The organism is Novacetimonas hansenii JCM 7643 (assembly GCF_000964405.1).
Classification (GTDB): domain Bacteria; phylum Pseudomonadota; class Alphaproteobacteria; order Acetobacterales; family Acetobacteraceae; genus Novacetimonas; species Novacetimonas hansenii.
The window spans coordinates 1-12482 of record NZ_BANE01000093.1 but is presented as its reverse complement, the minus strand read 5'-3'; the positions used below and the strand labels follow the sequence as shown (position 1 = coordinate 12482).

General features: G+C 56.2%; 9 protein-coding genes, 1 tRNA gene and 1 pseudogene. 6 read left to right on the top strand and 5 right to left on the bottom strand.

Going from position 1 to position 12482, the window contains the following annotated elements:
* Nucleotides 1-108: 108 nt before the first annotated feature.
* Nucleotides 109-183 (bottom strand) — tRNA-Thr (locus tag B7G66_RS07440).
* 139 nt (nt 184-322) lie between these two features.
* Entirely contained in the window at nt 323-2668 is a 2346-nt protein-coding gene (locus B7G66_RS07435) for an AsmA family protein (protein ID WP_080545492.1), read from the bottom strand.
* 197 nt (nt 2669-2865) lie between these two features.
* On the opposite strand from B7G66_RS07435, the gene ilvD reads away from it, so the two are divergent.
* The 3 genes and pseudogenes from ilvD to B7G66_RS07410 all read left to right on the top strand — a co-directional run bounded on the left by ilvD (nt 2866) and on the right by B7G66_RS07410 (nt 6845).
* Complete coding sequence (ilvD, locus tag B7G66_RS07430; protein ID WP_003617404.1) at nt 2866-4728, top strand: dihydroxy-acid dehydratase; 1863 nt, start codon at nt 2866-2868, stop codon at nt 4726-4728.
* A 70-nt stretch (nt 4729-4798) separates the two neighbouring features.
* Nucleotides 4799-5556: pseudogene (locus B7G66_RS17175) on the top strand (IS5 family transposase).
* 143 nt (nt 5557-5699) lie between these two features.
* Nucleotides 5700-6845 (top strand): FkbM family methyltransferase, encoded by a 1146-nt coding sequence (locus B7G66_RS07410; RefSeq protein ID WP_141312673.1) that lies wholly within the window; start codon nt 5700-5702, stop codon nt 6843-6845.
* Nucleotides 6846-7539: 694 nt separating this feature from the next.
* On the opposite strand, the gene B7G66_RS07405 is transcribed toward B7G66_RS07410, so the two are convergent.
* Together B7G66_RS07405 and B7G66_RS07400 are read right to left on the bottom strand one after the other, a co-directional pair.
* The gene (locus tag B7G66_RS07405) at nt 7540-7773 is read right to left on the bottom strand and encodes a hypothetical protein (RefSeq protein ID WP_003617387.1); all 234 of its coding nucleotides are present in this window, start codon (nt 7771-7773) and stop codon (nt 7540-7542) included.
* Between the two features lie 442 nt (nt 7774-8215).
* Entirely contained in the window at nt 8216-9604 is a 1389-nt protein-coding gene (locus tag B7G66_RS07400) for an NAD-dependent succinate-semialdehyde dehydrogenase (RefSeq protein WP_003617385.1), read from the bottom strand.
* Nucleotides 9605-9864: 260 nt separating this feature from the next.
* On the opposite strand from B7G66_RS07400, the gene B7G66_RS07395 reads away from it, so the two are divergent.
* A complete protein-coding gene (locus B7G66_RS07395; protein ID WP_141312669.1) occupies nt 9865-10479 on the top strand; it encodes a hypothetical protein in 615 nt (204 codons plus the stop codon).
* 470 nt (nt 10480-10949) lie between these two features.
* Here B7G66_RS07395 and B7G66_RS07390 read toward each other — a convergent pair whose 3' ends face one another.
* Nucleotides 10950-11138, bottom strand: a complete 189-nt coding sequence (locus tag B7G66_RS07390; RefSeq protein ID WP_003617382.1) for a hypothetical protein — start codon at nt 11136-11138, stop codon at nt 10950-10952.
* A gap of 43 nt (nt 11139-11181) precedes the next feature.
* Here B7G66_RS07390 and B7G66_RS07385 point away from each other — a divergent pair, with 43 nt between their 5' ends.
* The gene (locus B7G66_RS07385; RefSeq protein WP_408734746.1) at nt 11182-12060 is read left to right on the top strand and encodes a DNA/RNA non-specific endonuclease; all 879 of its coding nucleotides are present in this window, start codon (nt 11182-11184) and stop codon (nt 12058-12060) included.
* 33 nt (nt 12061-12093) lie between these two features.
* A complete protein-coding gene (locus B7G66_RS07380) occupies nt 12094-12366 on the top strand; it encodes a hypothetical protein (RefSeq protein WP_003617379.1) in 273 nt (90 codons plus the stop codon).
* The last annotated feature ends 116 nt before the right edge of the window (nt 12367-12482 follow it).

The following is a 12482-nucleotide window of genomic DNA, read 5'->3' as shown; positions in this document are numbered from 1 at the left end:
AAAAGCTTCACCAAAAACCTTTATAATTTCAGGGTGTTATCGAGGCTGACTTTTCAAACAGTCTCTTGGGCGTGAAATCCGCACGAGCGATCTTGTTTTTTGAAAATATGGTGCCGGGTGAGGGATTTGAACCCCCGGCCTTCGGTTTACAAAACCGCTGCACTACCACTGTGCTAACCCGGCGACTGACCCTGGGGACAGGGCAGTGTCACGATGGGAACGACCATGTGCCGCCCCATTGTCCGGCCCGCGATGGGGCCATGGCGTTCTTTTTGCCTATATCGCCACGTATGGTCAAGCAGGGATTCCATACCATCATGGATCAATGCCCTGCCTTCAGGCGCGCGGCCCAGACCGCCCGGATCCAGGCACGTTCGGCAGCACTCAGTTGCCCCGCCCCCCGTATGCCTGTTGCCCGTGTGGCTGTCGCCTGTTTACCCGTGCCACGTCGGCCCACAGCGGCCTGATGGCGTCTTGCGGCCTGCGGACGCCCCGCAACTGGCGCCTTGCCCGACGCAGGATTGTCCTGCATCTGCCGGATGGCCTGCGCGCACAATGACTGCTTGCCCACCCCGGCCTCAATCGTCGGCAGCAGCGCCACCGGCGTCACCACGCCAAGCAGGACAGACCCCACCGCACGGGCGATCGTTTCCGTGCCCGGCACGATGGAAGGTTTTTTCAACAGACCGGTAATATGCAGGGTCCCCGGAAAGGAGCCCACCGCGAAATGGCGTGAATCCGTGCTGAGGGCATAATCAATCGTATTGTTGCGGAAATCGAGGCTTCCCTTGCCAACCGTGCGGGTGTCGCCCGTCTCGATCAGGAAGGTGCGCGTATCAAGCACCCCCTGCCGCAACGGCATATCCGCGACCATGCATTTGAGGTCGGTCTTGGCAGGCAATCCAAGAATGGACAGCAACGCCTTGCCAAGTTCCAGTCCCAGCAGATCCGGCAGCACGGCGGAAATATCTCCCCCCTGGTCAAGCGCGACCGTCATGCCGCCATCGCCATTGGCGACGATACCCGCAAGCGAGGTCCCCGTCCCATGAATCGCAAGATGACCACCAAAGATGCCGCTCCCCTGGAACCGTCCGGCAGCCTGCATCAGGCGCGACAGGTTGATACGCACAAGGTCGATGCCGATCCGTGCCTCCACCGCGTCACCATGTGGGGTAAAGGTGCCATTGCTGGCCAGAGTGCCTGACCCCACCGCGAAATTCAGATGGTGGACATCAATGACGCCGTCACGGATATCAGCCAGCACATCGATATTGTCCAACGGCGTATGCCGGTTTTCGATATGATCCCCGTGATAGGCGAAATGCACATTCGTCGCACGCAGCCTTGGCATGTTGATCGGCGTGCTGGGCAACACGGCATTACTGCTGGCATGGGCGCGGGCCTCTGCCTGCTGCTGCGCGGTGGAAGGCCTGTCCCCCGGCGTCGCGCCGAAAAAACCACCAAGGTCAGCAAGGTCCACACGTCGCGAATGCAGGTCAGCATCCACGAACGGCACCGCCTGGTGCGGGTCAATCGACAGGTTGCCGCCCAGATCGCTGGAACCGACATGCCCGTCAAGGTCGCGGAAACGGATATGCGCGGCACTGTAATCAAGGTTTCCCACCACGCGATAGGGCGGGGTCTGCGGGATGACCACCCCCGTCAGAGGATATAGGAGCGACATATCCGGTCCGGCGAGGGACAGCCGCAGGCGCGCCCCGGCAAGGGTCAACGGATCATCAATGGTTCCACGCAGGGTCAGGCGGGTCGCGCCATGGCGTATATCGAGGTCAACCGGATACGGCTGCGTGCGATTTTGCAACGATACCAGTGTCCCGCCGGAAAAATGCCCGGTTATCGCCTGCCGGACATAGGTACCCTGCGCATCCACCAGCAGGCGGGCATCCTGCCCATTGGCGGGGTCGGTCGTGCGGACCGCCCCCCGCATGTCGGTATGCAATCCGGCATGCACGACATGCAGTTGCCCGTTGGCAATACGGATCGCGCCGATACGCGGGATTGTCGTGGCGTCGCCATCCGTGGTGGCCGACGCCCCCTTTGACGGCGTGCCCCCTCCTGTCATGGCGTCCGGCTGTGCGGTGGTGGTTGATGTGGCGCCATCCGCCTTTGACGTCCCCGTTGTCCCTGTTGCCTTTACTGCCGCTGATGCCGCATCTGGCGTTTTCGTCCCCTTTGTGCCGGGATCGGGTTTTATGTCGGGGGCGGAAAAATCGTAATTCGTGCTGCCATCCGCGCGTTCGCGGATTTCCACCACCGGGGTATCCAGCGCAATCAGCGGCAGATCCAGACCGCCCCCCCACAACAGCGGCCACCAGCGGATGGAAACATCCAGACGCCGCGCCGTGGCAAATGGCGGCAGGTCGTCAAAACCCGCAGGCTGTTCGATGCGCACATCATCCGCCCCGACCCGAATGACCCGGCCGGGATGGACATGCAGATGCGCGATCGTGACCTTGCGATGAATCGCAGCCCCCGCCCGGCGTTCAACCAGCGGGATGAACCAGTCCCATGACCACAAGATGACCAACGCAAGCACCGCGACACACAGGCTGCCGGCCAGGATCGCACGCACGGGGGGCACCGCACGCCCCTGGCGGGATGGGGGGGATGGCTGTGTGCGTACGATTCGATTGCCTGTATCGGTCATGCCTGCCCTTTCTTCCGGATTGATCCGAAACGCCTGCCATTGCACAGAGTTGCGGGACACATCCCCCCACCCCCTTTCGCACCACACGCACCGCGTGAAACAACGGGGTGGCGTGGAACTGTGCGGTCCTGTAATTGCCGTGTAGTCATATCCATATCGTCAACTGGCTGTCCCACATACCGCAGAAAGGTTTACCGATGCCTGCCTATCGTTCCCGCACCACGACACATGGCCGCAACATGGCCGGTGCGCGCAGCCTGTGGCGTGCGACCGGCATGCAGGACCAGGATTTCGGCAAACCGATCATCGCGGTGGCCAATTCGTTCACGCAGTTCGTGCCCGGTCATGTCCATCTGAAGGATCTTGGCCAGCTTGTCGCCGGTGCAGTGGCCGAAGCCGGGGGGGTCGCACGGGAATTCAACACCATCGCCGTGGATGACGGCATCGCCATGGGCCATGGCGGAATGCTCTACAGCCTGCCGTCGCGCGAACTGATCGCGGACGCGGTGGAATATATGGTCAACGCGCATTGCGCCGACGCACTGGTCTGTATCAGCAACTGCGACAAGATCACGCCGGGCATGCTGATGGCGGCGATGCGGCTGAACATCCCCACGATCTTCGTTTCTGGCGGGCCGATGGAAGCAGGAAAGATCCTGAACGAAGGCGTCGAGCGGCGCGTAGACCTCATCAGTTCCATGGTCGCGGCGGCGGATACCCGCATCAGCGATGACCAGTCACAGCAGATCGAACGCTCTGCCTGTCCGACCTGCGGATCGTGCTCTGGCATGTTCACTGCCAATTCCATGAACTGCCTGACCGAGGCGCTCGGCCTTGCCCTGCCCGGCAATGGCAGCCTGCTTGCGACACATGCCGACCGGCGCGACCTGTTCCTTCAGGCCGGGCGACGCATCGTCGAACTGGCACGGCAATGGTACGAACATGATGACGCCACCGCCCTGCCACGCGGGATTGCGACCCTGGCTGCCTTTGAAAATGCCATGTCCGTCGATATCGCAATGGGGGGGTCGACCAATACGGTGCTGCATCTGCTTGCCGCCGCGCATGAAGGCAAGGTCGCGTTCACCATGGCCGATATCGACCGCCTATCGCGCCGGGTGCCGAACCTGTGCAAGGTCGCGCCCTCGCGCTCTGACATCCATATGGAGGACGTGCATCGCGCAGGCGGCATTCCGGCCATCATGGGCGAATTGATGCGCATGGGCCTGCTTCATGATGACGTGCCAAGCGTCCATGCCCCCAACCTGCGCACATCACTGTCGAAATGGGACATTGGCAATCCGGACGTGGACGATGCCGCGTGCACCCTGTTTCGCGCCGCCCCCGGCGGTGTCCGCACGACACAGGCATTTTCACAGGCAAGCCGCTACACCGAACTGGACACCGACCGCGCGACAGGCGCGATCCGCGACAGCGAACATGCCTATAGCCGTGACGGCGGGCTTGCCGTCCTGTTCGGCAATATCGCCGAGGACGGGGCCATCGTGAAGACAGCGGGCGTTGCGGCGAACCTGCTGACCTTTACCGGTCCCGCACGTATTTTCGAAAGCCAGGACGACGCCGTTTCCGCCATCCTTGGCGACAGGATCAAGCCGGGCGACGTGGTCGTCATCCGTTACGAAGGGCCCAAGGGCGGTCCGGGCATGCAGGAAATGCTGTATCCCACCAGCTATCTGAAGTCCAAGGGGCTGGCTGAAAAATGCGCCCTGATTACAGACGGGCGGTTTTCTGGCGGCAGTTCGGGCCTGTCGATCGGCCACATCTCCCCCGAGGCGGCGGAAGGTGGCCTGATCGGACTGCTGGAGGAAGGCGACACCATCGAAATCGACATCCCCGCACGCGTTCTGCGCACCACAGTGGGTGACGCCGAAATGGCCGCACGCCGCGAACGCATGGAAGAGCGGGACGAACAGGCATGGCAGCCAAACCGCGACCGTGTCGTGTCCACCGCGTTGCAGGCCTATGCCGCGCTGACCACCAGCGCGTCGCATGGTGCGGTGCGCGACGTGGCGCAGTTGCGCCGTCGCATCATTCGTTAGGGGCTGTCTGCATTCAGGGATTCCACTTGGATTGAAGTTCTGATTCAAGGCTGTCTATGGAAGGCGAGCCTTGAGCAGACGGACACCGACAGACAAGCAATGGAGCCGGATCAAAAACCATCTTCCCGGCCGGATCGGACTGCCCGGGCGGAGCGGGGCCGATAATCGGCTGTTCGTAGATACGATCCTGTGGATGGCCGGCAATGCGGCCCACTGGCGCGATCTACCGGAGGTTTTTGGCAAATAGACCACAATCCACTCCCGTTTTCGGCGCTGGTCGCATGCGGGCGTCTGGGGGAGGCTGTTTCATGCCCTGGCTGATACGCCCGACTTTGAATATGTCCTGACCGATAGCACGATTTCGAAAGTCCACGCTGATGCAACGGGCGCAAAAGGGGGGCTGAAGCTGCCGCCATCGGTCGGTCGCGTGGCGGATTGACGACCAAACTCCACGCGGTCGTCGATGCGATCGGCCTGCCGCTACGCATTCATCTGACGCTGGGACAATATGGCGATCGATCGCAGGCAAAGACGCTCCTGTCCGGTTTGCAGGGCGTCAGCCACGTCATCGCCGACGCCGCATATGAGGCTGATCCTCTGCGCGCCTTCATTGCTGATGAACTCGGTGCAACCGCTCAGATCAAGGCCAATCCCAGTCGCGCTATCGTTCCGCCAATAGAGTGGAGACTCTACAAAGAACGCCATCAGATCGAGTGCTTCTTCAATAAACTCAAACATTTCCGAAGAATCGCCCTGCGGTGCGAAAAGACACTCACGGCCTTCATGGGCTTCGTCCACCTCGCATGCGCTATGATTGGGCTACGCTGAATGCAGACAGCCCATAAGGCACAACCCGCCGTGCAGGTTCACAACCTGCACGGCGGGCGAATGTTGCTTTTTGTAAAAAAAAGCCATAAATATTTACAAGACAATCACAGATCCAGATAAAATCTGGATAACATCTGGATAATGTGAATATTCTGGAAATTAAAACGACTATTTCTTTCGATCTTTCTGATGATTTTCACTCATATATTTATATAGATAAAATAAAAAACGGCACTAACATCGAACAGTCCGCCACGTTACTGTGGGGACCATACGTGGATATACCTTCCGGATCTTGGAAAGTTGTGTTCAATGGCATGTTCGAAGCCGGAGAAAATGAATCTACATGTGATGTCTCCACAGAGATGGGCCTATTTACCCTAGGGACATCTGCCCTGTGCCCAGGCACAGGAAAAATTGCAGAGATCGAGTTTTCAAACCCCACCACAAATATCAAGGTTGAATTTCGCGTATCTACCGCAGCAGGATCGCGCATTCGGATCGACAGTATCACTCTACAGCGTCAAGCCGATTATGCGCACACAACAGCTATAGCGACATCCATTCCAAATACAGGTCGAAATTTTAAGATTTATCAGCGAGACGGACTGAATCTACTGCTGGATGAAGAGTCATTAGTCGATCATGAGATTATTTATAATGGAGCATGGGAACAAAAACAGTTAAGTTATATGAAAGAAATTGCATCCGGATTCCATGGAAATACATCAAAAAAGGTATTTCTTGATATTGGTTCTTATTTCGGTTTGTATTCCCTTCATATGTCCCGAATAAATGTTTTTGATCAAATTATTGCATTTGAGGTGGACGAAATAAATCATCGTCAACTTCAGGCAAATCTACTCCTCAATGATCCAGAATTTTTTATCAAGACACATAACTTTGCTCTTTCAGACAAAGATGGGGAAACTTTTTTCTTCCCCTCAAAACTGCATCCCGGTAAAAATCGCGGGGGCGTCGGTATTGTTCCTGAAAATCAAGATCATACTAATTGCGTAAAGGTTTCTACACGCGCACTGGATAGTCTCCTAGATCTCTCAGGCCATATAATACTCGCCAAAATTGACGTAGAAGGTGCTGAGTTCGCTGTACTGCGTGGAATGCATAATATTTTATGTAATAATAATTGCGTTTTGCAAATAGAAGCACTGATATTCAATGATGATGATGTCGAAAAACATGCACAGATCGACGCTTTTCTTGTGTCACTAGGGTACCGTCGTATCCATTCAGTTGGTGTAGACAATTATTATTCAAACTTTCATTAAGAAATATATATAATAATACTCATGGCAGTAAACAAAGAAACCCACGCCAAGATCAGGATCGTCCTGCCAAAGACCAAGAGATTATTTGAAAAATAAGAAAAGTTTCTGGGTGCCGCCTTTCGATCGAAAAAGGCGGCACCTTCTGAAGCTTTTTAGAAAAAGCTTCACCAAAAATCTTTATAATTTCAGTATGTTATCGCGCCTGCACTTTTAAACAGTTTCTAGCAGGCTGTTGGATTGGGCGCTAAAATAGACATCATTCATAACGTATGAAAACATATTTCTGTTCTTTGTGTCGAAAAGTCTATTATTTTCATAATATTAAGCAATGCTGTTACGCAAAAAATCCCAATCCGACAGCCTGCTAGGGCACTCCCATACGTCACACTTCGCCAGACGGATAGAAACATGGCATCGCACGACGCAATGTCATGACGCCAGAATGTCGCTGTTATCATGCGCCGCAGGGCATGCAGCGGCGCCCTCCCTTCTGGGCGAACCGCTTCAATCCGTGATGCGCAGGTCATTTATGGAAATGCCTGCTCCCTCCCTTTGGTATATCCTTGTGATATGGGGAAGATTCCAAGCAACCAAAGGGGGATTAACAGTTCCTTAATGGTTTGTGCGTGTCGCCTGTTGCACAAGAACGATGTCTTTGTGGCAAACAGGGCGTTCACTCATATGGGACATTTTCTCATGCCTGCCCCTGTGGGCGCAAACGACCAAGCGCGCCCACATCACAACGCGCCATACGGCGAAATGTCTGCGCCACACGATGCTTCAGCGCCGTCATGTCGGGCACGATCATGTTGTGAAGTGAGCGTACATTGTCGTGGGTGGCATAAAAACGGTGGGTCTGGTTCCTGTCCACCAGGATCGCCGTGCCCACGAAGATCCCATCTATTTCAATAATTTGTGAACCAAGCATGGTATCCTGCCTTCTTGCAACCGGTTGGACCTGACCCGGCAGGCCAAAAGATGGAACACCCTGTCCCACTCACCTGCCGCAGCATTGGTTGCCGGTACATCTTTCTTATTGTCGTCATTAGCATTACGGGATCGTTGCCCGCATACCCCTGATTTACATATCCACCGACCTGCAAAACGCCTCTGCGCCTTCCTGCCTGCGGACATGACAACGCATATTGCCTATCACAGGGCTGCATTCAATCAGAAAAACAATATTTTGATGTGAATTTTTAAATAACATTAAAGATATACTTTTGAAACACATGTGCCAAAAGTGGAATATTATGTCTTTTTTATGTCTCTTTATTGCTTTTACTTCATGACGACCACGAAACAGACCGCCATGTGCAAGCATCCGTATCTCACGGGTGGGACCAGACCCCACCCGTGATGTAACCTGATTACGGTGCGTCGATATTCACGACGTTAATCAGCTTCTTGTTGACGAATTCATCAATACCAAGGCCCGAAAGCTCGCGCCCGTAACCCGATTTCTTGATCCCACCGAACGGCAGTTCGGGGGCAGTCCATGTCGGGTGGTTGATGAACACCATGCCAGTGCGTACCTGAAGGGCCACGGCCACGCCGCGCGCCTCGTCACGGGTAAAGACAGAACCACCCAGGCCGAATTCGGAATCGTTCGCCAGCGCAATCGCTTCCTCATCACTGCCCACACGGAAAACCATGGCCACCGGACCAAAGAATTCCTGGAAATAAGCCGGGTTATCACGTGCCACATCCGTCAGGATGGTCGCACGGACGAACGCGCCCTGCTTTGGCACTTCCGCCCCGCAATAAAGCGGACGGGCACCATGGGCGACGGCCTGACGGACCTGCTCGTTCAGTTCGTCGGCAGCCCCTTGGGAAGACATGGGCGGCAGGGTGGTGGCCGCATCGCGCGGATCGCCCGCGACCAGCGCATCGAGTGCCGCCTTGAACTTTGCGATGAATGCATCGGCAATGGAATCGGCAACAATGAAACGCTTGGACGCGACACAGCATTGTCCGCCATTATTGAGGCGCCCCCAGACGGCCCATTTGACCGTCTTGTCGAGGTCCGCATCATCAAGCACGATGAATGCATCGGCCCCGCCAAGTTCCAGCGTCGTCTTCTTCAAGCTCTTGCCCGCACGGGATGCGACCGACCCGCCGGAACGTTCACCGCCCGTCAGGCACACCGCAGCAATGCGCGGGTCCTCGATCAGGCGATTAAGCTGGTCACGCGTGGCGAACAGGTTTGTATAGGCACCGGCCGGAGCCCCCGCATCCTGAAACAGCTTGTCAAAGGCGGCGGCGCATTGCGGCACGATGGACGAATGTTTCACAACCACGGTATTGCCCGCCATCAGTTGCGGACCCGCGACGCGCGCAAGCTGATAGTACGGAAAATTCCATGGCTCCACCGCCAGCAGAACGCCGATAGGGTCACTGACGATCATCGGGCGCATATTCTCGGTCTCGGCTTCCTTCAGCGGGACCGGGGCAAGGAAACGTTCCGCATTGTCGGCATAGTAATCGAGGATATCAGCCGACAGCTTAACCTCGCCCTGTGCTTCGCGCGCAAGCTTGCCCATCTCCAGCGTCAGCAGGGCAGCGTAATCATCCGCCTGCGCACGCAGCAGGGAAGCCGCCTTTTTCATGATGGCACGACGTTCCGCAAAGGAGGTGCGTGACCATTTTTCAAAAGTATCGGCCGCCTGCGTGACAAGGGCCTCAAGCTGGGCGTCCTCAAGGTCAGCAAAGCGGGCGACCACTTCGTTGGTGTAGGGGTTTGTGGTAATATATGCCATGACTTCGCTTTGGCACATCAAAACAGCCAAGAAAAGAGAGTGTCCCCCCATGGCCTGCGGCAGGGCGGTAGGGTGACGGGGGCTTTTTTACGAACCCTGCGCCGCGCCACGTCCCACAGGCGTGATTTTGCCTGCACGGTGCTGGACTTTTAATCATGGCATGACGCAACAATCGGTCCGGCCAGAATGGTCCGCCAGAAAGTTTAAGAAAAAATTTAATGCGAATTTGCTCGTTTTCGTTCCTATCCGAACATTTCCGTATGTCTTTTGCCGCCCGATTCGATGGGTCTGCACGCAGGCTCGGCCTTGCGGCGTCCATGTTCCTTGTCACCGGGATGGCCCATGCCGCCCCCTATCCCGCTGCGCTGTTGCCGCCCAATTCCACCGCGCAGGCCTGGGGGGTCAGCGCCCGGATCGACACAACGGGACATGGCTGCATCGTGCAGGCCACCATCGACCAGACACGCTTCATCACGCAGATGCCGCAAATGATCGCCGCTGGTATCTTCAGCACCCGCCTGACATCCGACCTGATCCAGCAGACGCCGCATTACCTGATGAATGTGTTGCAGACGGACATCAGCCCGGGCTTTGTCCATGCCCTGTTCATGCAGGCGGGCGCACCGGCGCGATGCCGTTTCACGTGGGATTATGTCGCGCCCGGCCCATCGGGGGGACTGGTGTCGCATCCCATGGTGTCATTTGAATTCACACGTCCCGCGCATGACCGGATCAACTGGCCCCAAATCAGATTCGGGGACATGATCGCAAGCGAGGACGCCGTACGCACGGACCCCTTATTCGATGCACAGGTTAATGAAGAGACACTCGACATTACCATAGCGCTTGCCCACGACGATGCGGGCTCCCCCTGAAGGGCAGTATCAGAGCGTGTTTGAAAACAAATAAAAAAGTTTCTGGGTGCCGCCTTTCGATCGAAAAAGGCGGTATCTTCTGAAGCTTTTTGGGAAAAGCTTCACCAAAAATCTTTATAATTTCAGCATGTTATCTGGACTTACTTTTCAAACGGTCTCTCAGGGCATCATTTAAAAAGGAAATCACGACAGCAAAAAAAGAGAGAATTTGAAAGCAATTCATCAAAAAAGAACAACAGAAGCCTGTGGATATTATTTTATTTTTAAAAAGGCAATTTCTGTCAAAGATTTTCCAAGAAATTCATGATCCCAGTCGGCGGCTGGTCCTGCCTTTCCAGGTGCCCTCTCAATATTCCGGGGCGTGCCTGCCGCCTGAAGAACAATGTCTTTCGCACCTCTTTGCAAAAAACTTCTATCTTTATCAATCCGTTGCTTTAAACACGCCGATTCACTAAATCACAGCGCCTGCGTCAGGCACCACGCAACCAGTTAAGCAACATGTCACCCACCGCAAGGCAGGCCAGAAGTACGACCACAACACGGATGCCGACATATAATTTCCGCTGCATCGGGGTCAGCGGCTTTTCACGCCGTCGCAGGATCACCTTGTTCGGGTCGGGGGCCTGCACGTAACGTACATGCGGGGAATCGTCCGTCATGTCACTCACCCTCCCTTAATTTCTGCCGCCGTGATTAACAGACATGACAGGATTCCACCACCATATGTTCACCCATCGCCAGCACACGGTCGCCCTTCTGGATGCCCTGTTCCCTCTGGCATGCATGATGCTGATGGTGGCGGCGCTGATATCAGGGGCACGGGCCGCATCGTGCGATTCCATGGGACCGGAAGCTCATCTGCCTGCCCTGACCAATGAAAAACTTTCCATACAGGCGCGCCTGTTATGCAATACGGCCTTTGCCGTCCTGCATTCAGGTCTTGCGCATGAACCCGTCTGGTCCGCCGAACGCCTGACGGCACAAGCCATCCGCCAGGCCGAAGCCACACCCCGCCGTGGTGAATTCCAGCCCGATGAACGCCTGCCCGCGGGTGAAGGCGCGCAACTGACGGATTATGTTCATTCGGGGTATGACCGGGGCCATATGACCCCTTCGGGCGACATGCCTGATGAGGCCACACAGGCAGAAAGCTTCCGCCTGTCGAATGTCGTGCCGCAAAGCGCTGCACTCAACCGGGGGAAGTGGGAGGAAATAGAAAGCGCGGTCCGACGTCTGGCCCTGCGGGATGGCGAAGTTTATGTCGTTACCGGCCCGGCATTTCACGCCCGCCGCCTTTCCAGCATCGGGCATGATAGGGTGCTGGTCCCGACATCAACATGGAAGGCCATTTACGATCCACGCAGACAGGCTGCGGGCGTTTATGTCTGTCGCAATGCATTGCGTAATCCAGGATGCAACCGCGTCACGATCAATGTCCTGATCCACACGGTGGGCGTCGATCCGTTTCCCGCGCTACCGTCCGCGCTGAAACAGACATACATTACCCTGCCCCTGCGGACCGTCCGGCACACCACGTCACGATATCGCACACACCGCGTCCGCCATTACTGGCGGGAATGATACTCCCCCGCCCCAACCAAGGACCCGAGAGACATGAAACAGCCTGCCCCCCCGGCCATGATCCCCTTTGCTGATGACAGCGCATCCTGCACGCTTGGCGGGATCACAATCGAAAATGGTACCGACAGCATCGCGTTCTATGGGCAGGCGAACCTGACCCGCGACCGTGCGGGGTTGCGCACGGCACAGGACCTGCTGGCATTTCTACAATCGGTTGTGAACTGCCTGGCATCGACGCCGGACCTGCCTGCCGCCATCAAGCCACCTTCGCACAAGGGCGGAAAGGTGGATAACCCGTTCATGTAAGAAGCTGTTCGAAAAATCAGGCTCAATAACATCCTGAAATTACAAATGTTTTTGGTGACGCTTTTTCTAAAGAGCTTCAGAAGACGCCGCCTTTTTGAAAAAAGGCGGCACCCAAA